The 16898-nt window shown below is 72.4% G+C and carries 13 protein-coding genes and 1 pseudogene; 9 read left to right on the forward strand and 5 right to left on the reverse strand.

Annotated features, from left to right (window positions below; translation table 11 throughout):
- Positions 1-51 precede the first annotated feature (51 nt).
- A complete protein-coding gene (locus ACIPXB_RS00490; RefSeq protein ID WP_401442608.1) occupies positions 52-1182 on the reverse strand; it encodes an FAD-dependent monooxygenase in 1131 nt (376 codons plus the stop codon).
- A gap of 133 nt (positions 1183-1315) precedes the next feature.
- Between ACIPXB_RS00490 and ACIPXB_RS00495 the strand changes: the two genes are divergently transcribed.
- On the forward strand, positions 1316-1966 hold the full coding sequence (locus ACIPXB_RS00495; protein ID WP_401442611.1) for a TetR family transcriptional regulator: 651 nt from the start codon (positions 1316-1318) through the stop codon (positions 1964-1966).
- Positions 1967-2103: 137 nt separating this feature from the next.
- On the opposite strand, the gene ACIPXB_RS00500 is transcribed toward ACIPXB_RS00495, so the two are convergent.
- Positions 2104-2706 carry a TetR/AcrR family transcriptional regulator gene (locus ACIPXB_RS00500; protein ID WP_401442614.1) on the reverse strand — a complete coding sequence of 201 codons (603 nt, stop codon included), beginning with the start codon at positions 2704-2706 and terminating at the stop codon, positions 2104-2106.
- A gap of 104 nt (positions 2707-2810) precedes the next feature.
- On the opposite strand from ACIPXB_RS00500, the gene ACIPXB_RS00505 reads away from it, so the two are divergent.
- The gene (locus ACIPXB_RS00505; RefSeq protein ID WP_401442616.1) at positions 2811-3932 is read left to right on the forward strand and encodes a DUF2867 domain-containing protein; all 1122 of its coding nucleotides are present in this window, start codon (positions 2811-2813) and stop codon (positions 3930-3932) included.
- Between the two features lie 275 nt (positions 3933-4207).
- Here the strand turns inward: ACIPXB_RS00505 and ACIPXB_RS00510 are convergent, their stop codons facing one another.
- A complete protein-coding gene (locus ACIPXB_RS00510; protein WP_401442620.1) occupies positions 4208-5086 on the reverse strand; it encodes a LysR family transcriptional regulator in 879 nt (292 codons plus the stop codon).
- A 95-nt stretch (positions 5087-5181) separates the two neighbouring features.
- Here ACIPXB_RS00510 and ACIPXB_RS00515 point away from each other — a divergent pair, with 95 nt between their 5' ends.
- The 4 genes from ACIPXB_RS00515 to ACIPXB_RS00530 all read left to right on the forward strand — a co-directional run bounded on the left by ACIPXB_RS00515 (position 5182) and on the right by ACIPXB_RS00530 (position 9298).
- Positions 5182-5886, forward strand: a complete 705-nt coding sequence (locus tag ACIPXB_RS00515) for a succinate dehydrogenase (RefSeq protein WP_401442622.1) — start codon at positions 5182-5184, stop codon at positions 5884-5886.
- A 2-nt stretch (positions 5887-5888) separates the two neighbouring features.
- A complete protein-coding gene (locus ACIPXB_RS00520; protein WP_401442625.1) occupies positions 5889-7838 on the forward strand; it encodes a fumarate reductase/succinate dehydrogenase flavoprotein subunit in 1950 nt (649 codons plus the stop codon).
- Entirely contained in the window at positions 7835-8581 is a 747-nt protein-coding gene (locus tag ACIPXB_RS00525) for a succinate dehydrogenase/fumarate reductase iron-sulfur subunit (protein WP_401442628.1), read from the forward strand. The genes ACIPXB_RS00520 and ACIPXB_RS00525 overlap by 4 nt, the downstream gene beginning before the upstream one ends.
- Positions 8582-8656: 75 nt before the next feature.
- Complete coding sequence (locus tag ACIPXB_RS00530) at positions 8657-9298, forward strand: hypothetical protein (protein WP_401442630.1); 642 nt, start codon at positions 8657-8659, stop codon at positions 9296-9298.
- Between the two features lie 15 nt (positions 9299-9313).
- On the opposite strand, the gene ACIPXB_RS00535 is transcribed toward ACIPXB_RS00530, so the two are convergent.
- Positions 9314-11698, reverse strand: a complete 2385-nt coding sequence (locus ACIPXB_RS00535) for an ABC transporter (RefSeq protein ID WP_401442632.1) — start codon at positions 11696-11698, stop codon at positions 9314-9316.
- A 103-nt stretch (positions 11699-11801) separates the two neighbouring features.
- On the opposite strand from ACIPXB_RS00535, the gene ACIPXB_RS00540 reads away from it, so the two are divergent.
- Positions 11802-12449 carry an endonuclease gene (locus ACIPXB_RS00540; RefSeq protein ID WP_401442634.1) on the forward strand — a complete coding sequence of 216 codons (648 nt, stop codon included), beginning with the start codon at positions 11802-11804 and terminating at the stop codon, positions 12447-12449.
- A 9-nt stretch (positions 12450-12458) separates the two neighbouring features.
- Here the strand turns inward: ACIPXB_RS00540 and ACIPXB_RS00545 are convergent.
- Positions 12459-13373, reverse strand: a pseudogene (locus ACIPXB_RS00545) (MsnO8 family LLM class oxidoreductase); the annotation flags it as partial.
- A 65-nt stretch (positions 13374-13438) separates the two neighbouring features.
- On the opposite strand from ACIPXB_RS00545, the gene ACIPXB_RS00550 reads away from it, so the two are divergent.
- Entirely contained in the window at positions 13439-15004 is a 1566-nt protein-coding gene (locus ACIPXB_RS00550) for a recombinase family protein (RefSeq protein WP_401442636.1), read from the forward strand.
- 766 nt (positions 15005-15770) lie between these two features.
- Positions 15771-16649, forward strand: a complete 879-nt coding sequence (locus tag ACIPXB_RS00555) for a DUF5655 domain-containing protein (protein WP_401442639.1) — start codon at positions 15771-15773, stop codon at positions 16647-16649.
- Positions 16650-16898 lie beyond the last annotated feature (249 nt).

Raw genomic sequence — 16898 nt, forward strand, 5'->3', positions numbered from 1 at the left:
ACGGTTCGTGTCCCTCGGCCGGCAGGGCCCGCCCCGCGGTTCGGGCCCGCTTCAGTCCAGTCCGGCCTCGACGCCCGTGCCCGGTGTCGCCACCGCCGCGACCACGCGCTCCATCCGCGCGCTGGTGTGGGCCAGCAGGTGCGCCGCGGCCGGGAGGCGGTCGGCCTCGTAGGCCTCCAGGGAGGTCTCGCCGCCCAGGGCGCGGCCCAGGGCGGCGGCGTCCTCGATACCGGTGTTCATGCCGAAGCCGCCGGCTATCGGGTGGACGTGCGCCGCGTCACCGGCGAGGAAGGTGCGGCCCTCCCGTATCCGGCCGGCCATCCGGACGTTGGCCCGCCAGGTCGACAGCCAGGTGGCGTCCGCCAGGCGGATGCCCGGCATCCGGGCATGGCGGTCGAACAGCCGCTGGAAACCTTCCAGCGACGGCGGCAGCGGACGGCCCTCGGCGTCGGCCTCGGGCGAGGCCTGGAGCTGGAAGGAGTCGGTGCCCGGTATCGGGCAGAGCAGCATGGCGCCGCCGTCGGAGGTGAACCACTGATGCCAGTACTCCCGGCTTAGGCCCGGCGCCCGGACATCGCCGACCACCATGGACTGCTCGCCCCCGCCGTGCCCCTCGAAGGGGATGCCCAGCAGCTTGCGCATCGTGCTGCGCCCGCCGTCGCACCCGGCCAGGTACCCGGACCGCAGTGAGCGGCCGTCGGCCAGGGTCGTGCTCACCCCGTCCGCGTCCTGGCCGATCCCGGTGACCTCGGCTCCGAACTCGACCCGGACACCCAGCTCGGCCAGCCGCTCGCGCAGCGCCTCCTCCACCTGCCACTGGCCGATCAGACACAGGCCCTCGACGGGAGTGTCCGCGGCGTGCGCACCGTCGAAGTACTTGCGCAGGACCTGGTGCGAGCGGCCGACGGCGGTGATCCGGTCGGCGACCCCGAGCCGCTCGAACACCTCGAGGGCTCCCGGTCGCAGCGTCTTGCCGCGCGATTCTCGGTGCGGCGCCTCGCGGCGGTCCAGGACCCTCGGCGTCAGGCCCCGCAGGGCCAGGTCACAGGCGAGTGTCAGACCGGTCGGTCCGGCGCCCACGATCACCGCGTCGTCCACCGCGTCGTTCACCACGTCGTCCACCGCGTCGTTCGCCGCGTCGTCCACGGCGGCGTCCATCGCATCGTGCAGTGCGCCGTTCATGACGGACTTCCCCTCCTCGTCGGGCCGGCCCCTCACCGGCCCGGTGCGATGCATCCAGGAGAGCACCCGCCACCAGAAAATGCAACCCAGTCACAAAAATAACTCGGGAACTGATTTCTGCTACGCTGGAGACATGGAGACGACGAACACCCCGGGCCTGCGGGAGAGCAAGAAGCTGCGCACCCGCCGCCACCTGGCCGCCACCGCGCTGGAACTGTTCCTGGAGCGCGGCTTCGACGCGGTCTCGGTGGCGGACGTCGCCGCCGCCGCGGAGGTCTCGAAGCCGACCCTGTTCCGGTACTTCCCCACCAAGGAGGACCTGGTGCTGGACCGGTTCGCCGACCATCAGGACGAGGCCGCCCGGGTGGTGCGGGAGCGTCCGGCCGGACTGACCCCGGTCGGCGCCGTGCACGCGCACTACACGGCCGCGCTGGCCGCGCACGACCCCGCCACGGGGCTGTCGGACCTGCCCGACATCGTGGACTTCATGCGGCTGCTGTACGGCACCGGCAGCCTGCGCGCCCGCGTGGCCCACTACACCGAGCGGGAGGTGGAGCTGCTCGCCGAGGCCCTGGAGGCGGAGGGCGTCCCCGCGTTCACCGCGCGCCTGTCCGCCGTGCACCTGGTGGCGGCACGCCATGAGCTGGGTCTGGCGAACTGGGCGCGCATGGCCGCCGGTGCGAGTGCCGCCGAGGCCCTGCCGGATGCGCTCGCCGACGCCGACCGTGCCTTCGCCATGCTGGCCACCGGCCTCGACGGCGTCCTCCCGATACGCCCGGCCTGAATGCGCCCGGCCTGAATTCGTCCGGTCACCCGCCCGGCCGGGCCGCGGCGGCCCGGTGTCAGGGCGGCGACGGGCGCGTACGGGCGGCCCGGCCGTCAGGGGTCATGGAGGCTGTGAGGGCCCGGTCGGGCCTTCGCTCAGCCGTGCCGGTCCGCTGCTCCCCGCCCGTGCGGCGCGGGCTCCGGGTGCGCGATGTCGAGCAGCAGGTCGGCGGCGCGGGTGAGGACCTGGGCGCGGGTGCGGCCGCCGTGGTCGGCGGCGAGGAAGTGCGCACCGATCGCCGCGCAGAACGCGAGCAGGCTGCGCGCTTCGACCTCGTCGGAGTCGGAGCAGAACGTGCCGATCATGTCCCGGAGCAGGGCCATCCGCTGGTTGTCGACCCGCCGCAGCCGTTCGGCTACCGCCGCATCGCGTCTCGCCCAGTCGCGGACCGCCAGGTCGATGGGGAGCAGGCGGTCGTCCGAGAGGGTGAGCGCGCCCGCGCGGCGGATCTTGGTCTTCGGGTCGCCGCCCTCCTCCTCGATGCGCTGGAGCACGTCGTCGGTGCTCTCGCGTTCCCAGGTGTCCAGCATCGCCTCGAGAAGCGCCTCGCGGTCGGCGAAGTATCCGTAGAAGCCGCCCTTGGTGACGCCCAGGCGTTTGGCCAGCGCTTCGATGCGGACGGCGTCCGGGCCGCCGTCGGACAGCGCCTGGAGCCCCTCCTCGATCCATCTCTCGCGCGGAGTGCGGGTAGCGCCCACGGTGTGTCCTGCCTCACCTCGCGACCGTGTATACGCAACCGTATAAACGGCCTAGCCTCGTTCTATACGCCACCGTATATCGGATGCAGCGATGGAGTGATGGCATGAAGGTTCCTGACGCAGAGCACACCGGCCGGCCGTGGCGGATCCACGAACTCACCCGCGACTTCCGGCTGGAAGACGTGTGGGCCATCCGCACCCCGGGCGGCGGCCCGGACGACTTCCCCGCGATGTGCGCCGCGATCCACGCGAACGGCGGGCCCGAGCAGCAGCCGGGACCGTCCCGGTTCCTGTTCGCCGTGCGCCGCACGCTCGGTGCGCTCCTCGGGTGGGACAGAGCCGAGGCGGGCACCGCGCCGCGGGGCCGCTCGCTGCGCGAGCGCCTGCCGCACGACCTTCGCGACGCCACGGGCGGCCCGGTCGCGGACGGCGGCCCCCTCACCCCGGTCTTCAGCCTGGGCGACGAATCGGCCGACGAGCTGGCGAACAAGACCGTTCACGCGGTCATGCACCTCGGGTGGGTGCCGACCGACGGCGGTGAACACGAGCTGCGGATGGCGGTCCTGGTCAAGCCCCATGGCCTGCGCGGACGGCTCTATCTGGCCGCCATCAGGCCGCTGCGCCACCTCATCGTCTATCCGGCACTGACGCGCCAGTGGGAACGCGCATGGCGTGAGCGGGACCTTCCGTGTCCACCGGCCGCCGGTGAGGCCGAGCGTGGAACCGGGCGTGGGGCCGGGCGTGGGGCCGGGCGCGCGGTCGAGCGCGCGGTCGGAACGCACCAGATCCCCCCGTCCGTCCTCGCGCTCGGTTCGGTGCCCGTCATCGACTACGCCGACCTGTTCACCCTCGCCACCGACGCGACCGCGACGCCGGAGCGGTGGGCCCGGGCGATGTTCGGAGACGTTCCCACCCCCGGCGAACGGCTGATCTGGCGCGGCCTGCTCGGCATGCACCTCCGCCGGGGGCCGTCGCCGGACACCGTCGCCGGATGGCGGATCGCCGGCCGCGGTGAGGACTGGATCCGTCTCGAGGCCGCCTCCTGGTTCCTGGCCGGCAACCTCCTCATCAGCACACCCCCCGGACGCGTGTCGCTGGCCACCTTCCTGCACTACCGCCGGCCCTTCGGCCGCGTCTGGTGGCCGCCGCTCGCCGCACTCCACCGCAGCCTCGCCCCCGGACTCCTGCGCGACACCGATACGGCCCTGCGAGCCGCCCGGCGATAGCCGGGCCCCCATCGGCGGCCCCGCCCCCCCCGCCACGCCATCGGCGGCCCCGGGTAGGACCAATCGGGGCCGGACCAGGCCCCCGGACCAAGACCCGGACCAGGCTTCGGTCCCGGACCATGACCAGGGGCCGGACCAGGGCCAGGACCCGGACCAGGCCGGACCATGACCAGGACCCGGACCAGGCCGGACCATGACCAGGGGCCGGGACCGGACCAGGGCCAGGCCCCGGTCCAGGCCGGTCCAGGCCCCGGTCCAGGCCCCCGCAGAGCGACTCAGCCCACCAGGATCCGCTTCAGCTCGCGCGCCGCCCGCGGCGGGGCCACGTCCGTGCGGTGGGCCAGGGCGATCGTGCGGCGCAGCGGTGAGCCCGCCAGCGCCGTCGCGCGCAGCCCCGGGCCGGCCGTGTCCACCACCATCGCCGGGACCACCGCCAGCCCCAGGCCCGCCCGGACGAAGCCGAGCACGGCGTCCATCTCGCCGCCCTCCACCGTGAACGCCGGCTCGAAGCCCTCCGCGCGGCACGCCGCCACCGTCAGCTCCCGCAGGTCGTAGCCGTGCCGGAACATCACCATCGGCTCGTCCCGCAGCCCCCGGATGCTCAGCGGCCCGCCACCGCCCGGCGGTGGCAGCTCCGCCGAGGACACCACCACCAGGTCCTCCGTCAGCAGCTCCACCGTGGTCAGCGCGGGCGCCGCCGGCGGCAGCGGGAGCGCGATCAGCGCCAGGTCCAGGGCCCCGCGCGCCAGCTCCCGTACGAGGTCCAGCGAACCGCTCTCCTCGATCAGCAGCTCCACCCCGGGATGAGCCGTGTGGAAGGCGCGCAGGACGTCCGGCAGCAGGCCCGTGCACACGCTCGGCGTCGCCCCCAGCCGCACCCGGCCCCGCCGCAGCTGCGCCAGCTCCTGCACCTCCAGGCGCGCCGTGTCCGCGTCCGCCAGGATCCGGCGGGCCAGGGGCAGCAGTGCCTCGCCCGCGTCCGTCAGCCCCACGTTCCCCCGGGCCCGGCTGAACAGCTCCGCCCCCAGCTCCCGCTCCAGCGCCTTGATCTGCTGCGACAGCGACGGCTGCGCCACATGCACCCGCTCCGCGGCCCGGGTGAAGTGCCGGGTCTCGGCGACGGCCACGAAGTACACGAGCTGCTGGAACTGCATTCCCCCAGGCTACCGCCTTGGATAGGCAGTGCCTATCAAGATGAGCTCCACCATGTCTTGGACCTTTCGGGACCCGCGTACCTACCGTTTTCCGCATGGCTCTGGCAACGCGGACGGGCCGACGGCCGTCCATCACGCGCACGCTCTGGGACTCCACCGTCGGCAAGAAGACCGTGATGGCGGTGTCCGGGCTGATCATGCTCGCGTACCTCGTCGTGCACATGCTCGGCAACCTGAAGATCTTCTTCGGCCCCGAGGACTTCAACGGCTACGCCCACTGGCTGCGGCACATGGGCGAACCGTTCCTGCACAGCCACTGGGGGCTGTGGATCGCCCGCGTCGTCCTGCTCGCCGCGGTCGTCGCCCACGCCGTCTCCGCCTACCAGCTCAGCCGCCGCGACATCAAGGCCCGCCCGGTCAAGTACGCCCACAAGCGCCGCCGGGCCAGCTACGCCACCCGCACCATGCGCTGGGGCGGGATCATCGTCGGCCTGTTCATCGTCTGGCACCTGCTCGACCTCACCACGCTCACCGTCAACGAGCGGGCCTGGGAAGGGCATCCGTACGAGAACGTCCTGGCGACCTTCTCCACCTGGTACGGCAACACCATCTACATCGTGGCGATGGCGGCCATCGGCCTGCACGTCCGGCACGGCTTCTGGAGCGCCGCCCAGACCCTCGGCGCCGGCAACGCCCGCCGCGACAAGGCCCTCAAGGCCGTCGCCGACGCGCTGGCACTGATCCTCTTCGCGGGCTTCGTCTCCGTCCCCGTCGCCGTCATGACCGGAATCGTGAGCTGACCATGAACCAGTACGCCCACTACACCACCGGCGACCCGATCGCCGACACCAAGGCCCCCGCGGGCCCCGTCGCCGAGCGCTGGGACCGCCGCCGCTTCGAGGCCAAGCTCGTCAACCCCGCCAACCGGCGCGGCCACACCGTCATCGTCGTCGGGACCGGCCTCGCCGGCGGCGCGGCCGGCGCCACCCTCGCCGAACAGGGCTACCACGTGGTCCAGTTCTGCTACTCCGACTCCCCGCGCCGTGCACACTCCATCGCCGCCCAGGGCGGCATCAACGCGGCCAAGAACTACCGCAACGACGGCGACTCCGTCCACCGCCTGTTCTACGACACCGTCAAGGGCGGCGACTTCCGGGCCCGCGAGTCCAACGTGCACCGCCTCGCCCAGATCTCCGTCGAGATCATCGACCAGTGCGTGGCGCAGGGCGTCCCCTTCGCCCGCGAGTACGGCGGCCTGCTGGACACCCGTTCCTTCGGCGGCGTCCAGGTCTCCCGCACCTTCTACGCCCGCGGCCAGACCGGCCAGCAGCTGCTGCTGGGCGCCTACCAGGCCCTGTCGCGCCAGATAGCCGCCGGCAACGTCGAGATGCACGCCCGCACCGAGATGCTCGACCTGATCGTCGTCGACGGCCGCGCCCGCGGCATCGTCGCCCGCGACCTGATCACGGGGGAGATCTCCACGTACTTCGCCGACGCGGTGGTCCTGGCGAGCGGCGGCTACGGCAACGTCTTCTACCTCTCCACCAACGCCATGAACTCCAACGCCACCGCCGTCTGGCGGGCCCACCGGCGCGGCGCGTACTTCGGCAACCCCTGCTTCACCCAGATCCACCCCACCTGCATCCCGCGCACCGGCGACCACCAGTCCAAGCTCACCCTGATGAGCGAGTCCCTGCGCAACGACGGCCGGATCTGGGTCCCCCGGGCCAAGGGCGACACCCGCCCGCCGGCCGAGATCCCCGAAGGCGAGCGCGACTACTACCTGGAGCGCATCTACCCCTCCTTCGGCAACCTGGTGCCCCGCGACATCGCCTCCCGCGCCGCCAAGAACGTCTGCGACGAGGGCCGCGGCATCGGCCCCGCCGGCCAGGGCGTCTACCTGGACTTCGCCGACGCCATCCGCCGCCTGGGCAAGGCCAAGGTCGCCGAGAAGTACGGCAACCTGTTCGAGATGTACGAGCGGATCACGGCGGAGGACCCGTACGAGGTCCCCATGCGGATCTACCCGGCCGTGCACTACACGATGGGCGGGCTGTGGGTCGACTACGACCTCCAGACCACCGTGCCCGGCCTGTTCGCGATCGGCGAGGCCAACTTCTCCGACCACGGCGCCAACCGCCTCGGTGCCTCCGCCCTCATGCAGGGCCTCGCCGACGGCTACTTCGTCCTGCCCTCCACCATCAACGACTACCTCGCCCGCAACCCGCACGCCGAAGCGGTCGACGCCACCCACCCCGAAGCCGTCTCCGCCGTCGGCGAGACCACCGGCCGCATCGAGCGGCTGCTCGCCGTCGACGGCGACCGCACCCCCGACTCCTTCCACCGCGAGATCGGCGAACTGATGTGGGAGTACTGCGGGATGGCCCGCAACGCCGAGGGCCTGCGCAAGGCACTCGACCGCATCCCGCAGATCCGCGAGGAGTTCTGGCGCCGGATCAAGGTCCCCGGCAGCGGCGCCGAGTTCAACCAGTCGCTGGAGAAGGCCAACCGCGTCGTCGACTACCTCGAACTCGCCGAGCTGATGTGCCTCGACGCCCTGCACCGCACCGAATCCTGCGGCGGCCACTTCCGGGAGGAGTCCCAGACCCCCGACGGCGAGGCCGCCCGCCGGGACGACGTCTTCTCCTACGCCGCCGCCTGGGAGTTCCGCGGCACCGGCACCGCCCCCGTCCTGCACCGCGAAGACCTCGTCTTCGAGTACGTCCACCCCACCCAGCGGAGCTACGCATGAAGCTCACCCTGCGCGTCTGGCGCCAGCGCAACGCCGACGCCCCCGGCGCCATGGCCACCTACGAGGTCGACGGCATCTCGAAGGACATGTCCTTCCTGGAGATGCTCGACACCCTCAACGAGGACCTCATCCTGCGCGGCGAGGAACCCGTCGCCTTCGACCACGACTGCCGTGAGGGCATCTGCGGCGCGTGCAGCCTCGTCATCAACGGCGACGCGCACGGCCCCGAGCGCACCACCACCTGCCAGCTGCACATGCGCTCCTTCGCCGACGGCGACACCATCGACGTCGAACCGTGGCGGGCCGCCGCCTTCCCCGTCGTCAAGGACCTCGTCGTCGACCGCGGCGCCTTCGACCGGATCATCCAGGCCGGCGGCTACATCACCGCCCCCACCGGATCGGCGCCCGAGGCGCACGCCACCGCCGTCCCCAAGGCCGACGCGGACTACGCCTTCGAGCACGCCGAGTGCATCGGCTGCGGCGCGTGCGTGGCAGCCTGTCCCAACGGCTCGGCGATGCTGTTCACCTCTGCCAAGGTCAACCACCTGAACGTGCTGCCGCAGGGCTCGCCCGAACGCGAGACCCGCGTCCTCGACATGGTGGCCCAGATGGACGACGAGGGCTTCGGCGGCTGCACCCTGACCGGTGAGTGCGCGACCGCCTGCCCCAAGGGCATCCCGCTGCCGTCGATCGCCGCCATGAACAAGGAGTGGCTGCGTGCCACGCGCAAGGGCAGGCGCTGATCCGATCGGCTGACCAGCGGCTCGTACGACGTGCCGCACCCCGGCGGGGCCGGAGCCGTGGGCGACAGTGACCCCATGCCCCATGGACCCGCCGGGCCCGGACCACGGCGCCGTACCGTGCTCGCCGCCCTCGCCCCGCTGGCGCTGGCCGCCGGCTGCGCCGCCGACGAGGACGGGAGCCGTCCGGCGCCGGGCCCCCGGGCGACCGCCGTCAAGGACGCGCTGATCATGGTGATCCGGCACGCGGAGCAACCGTACGCCGGGGACGTCGGCGCGGACGAGGAGGGCGAGGACGACCCCGGCTCCCTCGCCCTGCGCGGCTGGCGCCGCGCCGAGGCCCTGCCCCGGCTCTTCCCGCCCGCCCGCGGCGCCGCCCTGCCCCGGCCCGCCACGCTCTTCGCGGCCGCCGGCCCCGCCCGCTCCCGCCAGACGGTGGCAGCCCTGGCCGAGGTACTGCGCCTGCCGGTACGCACCGACCTGGCCGTGGGCAGGGAGAAGGCCCTCGCGCGCGCCGCCCTGGCCGCCGTGGCACCGGTCCTGATCTGCTGGGAGCACGCCGGCATCCCGCGCCTGGTCCACGCCCTCGGCGCGGACGGCGTCCTCGGCGTCCCCTCGGGCTGGCCGGACCGGCACGACCTGGTGTGGACGTTCACGCGCAGCCAGGGGCGGTGGGCCTTCCGGGAACACTCGCAGCGTCTGCTGCCCGGCGACGCGTAGCCCGCCACCGGGCGATCAGCGCAGCGCCGCCGCCAGGTAGCCGGCCGTGCGGCTGCCCGCCGCGCGGGCCACCGCCTCCGGGGGACCGGCGGCCACCACCCTGCCGCCCTCGGCGCCACCGCCCGGCCCGAGGTCGATGACCCAGTCGGCGCCCGCGACCACGTCCATGTCGTGCTCGACGACCACCACCGAGTGCCCGGCGTCCACCAGCCCGTGCAACCGCCCCAGCAGGATCTCCACGTCGGCCGGGTGCAGTCCGGTCGTCGGCTCGTCCAGCAGGTACAGGGTGTGGTCGCGACGGATCCGCTGGAGCTCCGTCGCCAGCTTGATGCGCTGCGCCTCGCCGCCCGACAGCTCCGTCGCGGGCTGCCCCAGCCGCAGGTAGCCCAGCCCGATCTCCTCCAGCGCCCGCAGGCTGCGGGCCGCCGCCGGGACACCGGCGAAGAACGCGCCCGCCGCCTCCACCGTCAGGCCCAGGACCTCGGCGATGTTCAGACCCTCGTGCCGGACCTCGAGCGTCTCCTCGTCGTAGCGCGCGCCCGCGCACGCCGGGCACGGCGCGTACGTGCTGGGCAGGAACATCAGCTCCACCGACACGAACCCCTCGCCCTGGCAGGTCTCGCACCGCCCGCCCGCCACGTTGAACGAGAACCGGCCCGCCTTCCAGCCGCGCGCCCGCGCCTGTGGGGCCGCCGTGAACAGCCGGCGCACCACGTCGAACAGCCCGGTGTACGTCGCCAGGTTGGACCGCGGGGTCCGCCCGATCGGCTTCTGGTCGACCTCCACCAGCCGCCGTACGGGGAAGTCCGCCTCCCCGATCCGCTCGTCCACCTCCCGCGCCAGCGCCTGCCCCACCAGCGTGGACTTGCCCGAGCCCGACACCCCCGTCACCGCCGTGAACACCCCCAGCGGGAACTCGGCGTCGAGCCCGCGCAGGTTGTTGCGCGTGACACCGGCCAGCCGGACCGAGCCCGTCGCCGGGCGCGGCGCCCGCCGCGTCCGGGCCGGACGGCCGAAGAGGAAGCGGGCCGTCGCCGACTCCGCCAGCCCGGCCAGCGCCCGCGGCGGCCCGCTGTGCAGCACTCGCCCGCCGTGCTCCCCGGCCAGCGGGCCGACGTCCACCAGCCAGTCCGCGTGCCGCACCACGTCCAGGTGGTGCTCGACCACGAACACCGTGTTCCCGGCCGCCTTCAGCCGGTCCAGTACACGCAGCAGCGCCTCCGTGTCGGCCGGGTGCAGCCCCGCCGACGGCTCGTCCAGGACGTAGACCACCCCGAACAGCCCCGACCGCAGCTGCGTCGCCAGCCGCAGCCGCTGCAACTCGCCCGCCGACAGGGTCGGCGCGGTCCGGTCCAGGCTCAGGTACCCCAGGCCCAGCTCGGTCACCGGCGCGATCCGCGCGCGCAGGTCCGCCGTGAGCACCCGGGCTGCCTCCGCCGCGCCCGGCGACCGCTCCAGTACGGCGTCCAGCTCGGTCAGCGGCAGCGCCGCCAGCTCCGCGATCGTGCGCCCCGCGAAGGTCACGGCCAGCGCCTCCGGCCGCAGCCGGTGACCGGCGCACGCCGGGCACGGCGCGGTGGTCAGGAACCGCTCGGCGCGCGCCCGCAGCGCCGGGCTCCTGCTGTCGGCGAACGTGCGCATCACATGGCGGTGCGCGCTCATATAGGTGCCCTGGTAAGGGCGCTGGATCCGGTCGGCGTCCCGTACCGGATGCACCGTCACCACCGGCTGCTCCTCGGTGAACAGGATCCACCGGCGGTCCTCGGCCGGCAGCTCCCGCCAGGGCCGGTCCACGTCGTGGCCCAGCGCGTCGAGGATGTCCCGCAGGTTCTTGCCCTGCCAGGCCCCGGGCCAGGCGGCGACGGCCCCCTGACGGATCGACAGCGAGGGGTCGGGCACCAGGAGTTCCTCGGTGGTGTGGTGCGTCCGGCCCATCCCGTGGCACGAAGGGCACGCCCCGGCAGCCGTATTGGGGGAGAAGGCGTCGGAGTCCAGGCGCGGCGCGCCCGGCGGGTACGTACCGGCCCGCGAGTACAGCATCCGCAGCGAGTTGGACAGCATGGTGACCGTCCCGACCGAGGACCGTGACCCCGGCGCCGAGCGCCGCTGCTCCAGCGACACCGCCGGCGGCAGTCCGCTGACCTCGTCCACCTTCGGCGCCCCGACCTGGTGGATCAGCCGGCGGGCGTACGGCGCCACCGATTCGAAGTACCGGCGCTGTGCCTCGGCGTACAGCGTGCCGAAGGCGAGCGAGCTCTTGCCCGACCCGGAGACACCGGTGAACACGGTCAGCGCGTCGCGCGGGATGTCCACGTCGACCCCGCGCAGATTGTGCTCCCGGGCCCCCCGGACCCGGATCCAGGGATCGACGGCGGGATGCGGCGGTGGCGACTGGTGCATTCGCCCCAGTTTAGGGGGTGGGCGGGAGCGGGCAGACACAGCCCGGGGCGCTACCGGGGCGCTACCGGGGACGACGACGGGGGAGGGGCGGAGGAGAGCGGTCATGGACGCGCGGGCGCTGGTCGGACGGCTGCTGGACGGGTACGGGCGCACCCATGCGCAGGAGGCCGGGATCCGGCTGCGCGACACGCCGGCACCGCTCTACCAGCTGCTCACCCTGTGTGTGCTGTTCTCCGTCCGGATCCGCGCCGACCTCGCGGTGGCGGCGGCCCGCGAGCTGTTCGCGGCGGGTCTGCGCACCCCCCGCGCGATGGCCGCGTCCTCCTGGCAGGACCGGGTGGACGCACTGGGCCGCGCCCACTACGTGCGCTACGACGAGAGCACCTCCACCGCCCTGGGCAGGGGCGCCGAACTGCTCCTGGACCGGTACGGCGGCGATCTGCGACGGCTGCGCGCGGCGGCCGGCGGCGATCCGGACCGGGTGCGGGAGCTGCTGCGCGAGGTGCCCCGGATCGGCCCGGTCGGTGCGGGGATCTTCTGCCGCGAGGTCCAGGGGCTGTGGCCCGAGCTGCGCCCGGCCTTCGACGCCCGCGCCTGCGACGGCGCGGCCGGGCTCGGCCTGCCCCGGACCCCGCGCGGCCTGGCCCGGCTGGTCGACGACGCCGAGCTGCCCCGGCTGGCGGCCGCGCTGGTCCGCGTCGAGCTGGCCGGACCCGATGCCGCGGCCGGGCTCAGGGGCGGCGGCCGGTAGGGCCGGGGCTCACGGCCGCGGGGCGGGGCCGCCGGGCCCGGTGGGGTGAGTGAGGGGTGAGAGGCGCGCGAGGCGGGCGAGGCGCGTGAAGGAGTCCAGCAGCGCCGCCCGGTCGTACGTGGAGGTCGTCACCAGCAGCTCGTCCGCCCCGGTGACCTCGGCGACCCGGGCCAGCTCGGCCGCCACCTCCTCCTCGGTGCCGTGGAGGTGACCGGCGAGGGCGCCCTCGTACAGCTCCCGCTCCTTCGCGGTCATCGCCAGCCGCTGCACCTCCTCGGCCGGCAGCAGCGGCGGGAAGCTGCCGTGCGTCCGGGAGTACGCCAGCGACCACGCCTCCGGTACCAGGATCCGCCGCGCCGCCTCGGTCGTCGCCGCGACCGCGACCGTCCCCGAGACCACGACGTACGGCTCCTCGGCCCACGTCGAGGGCCGGAACTCCGCGCGGTAGGCCGCCACGATCCCCGCGACCCGGTCGCGCCGGCGCAGGTCGCCCACCACCAGGGGCAGCCCGGCCCGCGCCGCGATGCCCGCGCCCTCGCCGGTGGCCAGCACGAACGCCGGGACGCGCAGCCCCTCGGCCGGGTGGGCGTGCACCTGCGGATGGGCCCGCTGCGTGCCGTCCAGCCAGCCCAGCAGCTCGGCCAGCTGCTCCTCGAACCGGTCGGCGTCCCCGGTGTCCCGGCCCAGGGCCCGCCGGATGCCGCCGGTGAAGCCGACGGAGCGGCCGAGCCCCATGTCGATCCGGCCGGGGAAGAGCGACTCCAGTACGCCGAACTGCTCGGCGACCACCAGCGGCTGGTGGTTGGGCAGCATCACCCCGCCCGTACCGACCCGGATCCGCCGGGTGGCCGCGGCGACGGCGGCGGCCAGCACGGTGGGCGCCGAGCCGGCCACGCCGGGCACGCTGTGGTGCTCCGAGACCCAGGTCAGCGGTACACCCTGTTACCGCTCGGGATGCGGGCCGAACCCGCAGGTCAGAGGCTGGTCCCATGCACGCAGGCAGTACGGGCGACATGCCGGAGGTCGATCTCCTACTCCGGAAGTCCAAGGTTGTCCGGGAAGGGGAGCGGGCCCTGTCCATCCGGGCGCAGGAGGACCGGGGCCGCCAGTGGGCTGAGCAGGAGGGATACCGGGTCCGTAAGGTCTGGAAGGAGAACCTGTCCGCTTGGTCGGACATCCAGCGGCCGAAGTACGACGCCGCCATGGAGGCCGTGCTGAACGGCGAGGTGCCCGCGCTGTGGGTGTACGCGCTGGACCGATTCACCCGGAAGGGTGTAGAGGCCATTGTGCCGATCCTCGGCCGGGCCCGTGTGATCTTCGACTACGAACAGCTGGACAGTTCCATCGAGCGCGATCGTCGCTGGATCATCCAGCGCGCTGAGGATGCCCGAGAGTACTCCCAGCGGCTGAGCCACAACGTACGCGCGACCAAGGCTCGGCAGCAGCGCGAGGGGAGGTGGCTGAACCAAGCCCCGTACGGTGTGGTGGTCGACCCGGTCACCCGCAAGGTGTCGCCGGACATGACTCGGCGCAAGGGGGAGAAGCAGTCGCCCTGGGCGGTCATCGAGCGGATCTTCGACAGCGTCGCCGGGGGCACATCGTCGCGAGCGCTGGCGAAAGCATTCAACGCCGAGGGCATCCCCTCGCCGTCGGGGAAGACGTGGCGGGCGAACACCATCGGCCGGATCATCCACCACCCCGTCTACTGCGGGTGGCTCACCGTGGCGTCCGGCAACGGGCACAAGCCTGCCAAGTACCTTGACGAAAAGGGCAATCCGGTCCGCTGTGTCGAGCCGGACACGGTGCGGAGGATGATCCCGGAGGAGACCGCAGAGAAGGCGCGGGCCTCCCTCGCCGGGCATGCCGTGCGGCCAGCGAAACGCCCGGAAGGCCGCCGCTGGTACCCGCTCGCCGGCTTGCTCTACTGCGCGTCGTGCGGCCTGCGCATGGTGGCCGATGGTCCCAACTACCGGTGCCAGCTGAAGCCGCAGGGCGGTGCCTGCGCGGAACCCGCGTCCGTGTACCGCAGCGCCATCGAGCGGTACGTGTTCGGGGAGTGGGCGGCGCGCCTGGGGCGGCTGGAACTGGGCGACCCGCTCATGGTCGTCGTGGCAGCGCGCTGGCAGGCCCTCACTGCCCCACAGGAGACCGAGGACACTCGGGAGGCCGTGGCTGCTGTGAAGGCCGCTGAGGCGGCGCTCGACCAGTTCCACGCTGACGACCGCGCAGGTTTCTACAAGGGCCGCTCAGCACGCTACAGGATGCCCGCCAAGAAGGAGGCGGAAGACCGGCTCACGGCCGCCGAGGAGCGGCTGGCGGAGCTGCGTGGGCCGTCCATCGACCTGACGGCATTCGACGACCCTGGGCTGTTCCGGGACATGTGGGAAGGTGCCAGCGAGGGCGACAAGGGGGACTTGTTGCGGCTGGCCATCGACCGTGTGATCGTTCGTAAAGCCAGTGAAGCGGAGAGCGGCCGACCTTTCAACGGCGAGACTCGCGCGGTCATCCAGTGGGCCACAGTGGACGACGAAGACGCCGCCCGCCTCACGGGCTGAGAGGCCATCTGCCTACCGTACGCCCCCGTTCCTAGGGGCGTTGTCGGTCTCGCCGCGCGGGCATATGTCACCGCAGAGGACTCGCCCGCGGGCCCTGGTACGCACCACCGGGGACCGGTGCAGCTGGTTCGACGGCATGGTCGGCAACCACGTCGCCGACCTGGGAGGCCCAGTACGGCGAGAACTCCGCCATGGTCCCGACGAGCTCACCGCGTACATTTAAGGACCGCCACGCTACGACTGCAGCCATCGTGGCCACGAGGGCATCATCGACGCCTGCGGTTCCGACGTCGTTCCTTTGCTCCGCTGACGTCCCTCGTGAAGGTTCTGGCTCCAGCGCTGCCGCAGCGGAGCTCAGAGACAGCCTTTCCACCCGTTCCCGATGACCCACCACGTGGAGTGCGTCGCGATCCTTGAGCCCGCCGAAAAGGGCCGCTGACCTGCGGCTTTGCCAAGTGTGCATTATGTGCGTTACGTGCGTTACGGGCGATATCTTGACGCATATTCGACGCACGTGACGCACGTTTGACGCACGCCTGACGCACGCCGGGCTCATACGCTGACTACCCGTCAGCAGCGGAAAGCCGCCCTTCCAGCCGGTGTGACAACCCGGTCGGAAGGGCGGCTTTCTGCTGTGCGCGCCCCAGGGCGCCATCGCTCTCGCCTCGCTTGCCTGTATCGGCGGTCGAACACGCTCCGTAGCTGCACGTCGGCCTGGAAATATGCCTGCAGCCTTATGCGTTGGAGCCGACCACGGAATGGGGAGGTGTGGGAACTGCGGTTGTTCAAGACCATGGACAGGGGCGTGAGCGAGCTCGCGCCCCGGCTCGCCGCTGCCGAAGTGGACGTGCAGCGCCTTGTCGAGACAGACATGGAGGCGTTGTTGGGCGTCCGGTTCCTGGCATCCGAATACAGCACGGGGCCTGTTCACGCCGGCCGAATCGATTCGCTGGGGCTCGACGCGAACGGGGCACCCGTCGTGGTCGAGTACAAGCGCGGCACGGATCCGGGCGTGATCAACCAGGGGCTCTTCTACCTGAGCTGGCTCGTCGATCACCGCAGCGAGTTCGAGCACCTGGTCCGTGACAAGCTCGGGGCGAACGCCGCGGCCCAGGTGCTCTGGAGCGGACCCCGATTGATCTGTGTGGCCGGCGACTACACCCGCTACGACCTCCACGCCGTGCGTGAGCACCGGCGCAGCATCGATCTGGTCCGCTACCGCTTCTTCGGCAGGGACCTTATTGGCCTTGAGACCGTGGCCACGGTCGCAGGACGGCCGACGCAAGGCAGGCGAGTGCAGCACACGGGACTGGCCGGCATGGGACCGGAGCGTCTTGTGGAGCTGGCGGCAGCGGCGGATGAAGTGCTCCTCGGCCTTGGCGACGGCATCACCAAGGTGCAGCGCAAGCACTACAGCGCCTACCGGCGGCTGCAGAATTTCGCGAGCATCTGCCCGCCCCAGCGGACCAAGGTCCATGTGTATCTGTCGCTTGACCCGGCCGATGTCGACCTTGTCCCTGACTTCACCAGGAACGTGACGGGCCTGGGGCACCATGGCACAGGCGATCTGGAGGTACGACTGCGGACGGAAAGGGACCTTGAGCGCGCTCAAGACCTCTTCCGCGCCAGCTATGCGGCGGCGTGAGGGTTCAGTGCCAGGCGCACGCGAATCCACGGTCGTGTTGTCATTCAGGGGTGTTGTCGTGAGTGTGCCTTTCGACGGGCCGGCAGTAGGTGGCGGTGGAGATATCCATCATCCCGAGATTCCCCGGTTAGGCTAACCGGGGAATCTCGGCTACATTTCGCCGCGCATGCCGCTCTCGGGAGGAAGTAGCAGCGCCCCAACCACGGACTACCAATCGGCCGCCGGCCTGAACACCTGAGCGTCCGGGTA

This window comes from Streptomyces sp. NPDC090022 (assembly GCF_044748145.1).
Classification (GTDB): Bacteria; Actinomycetota; Actinomycetes; order Streptomycetales; family Streptomycetaceae; genus Streptomyces.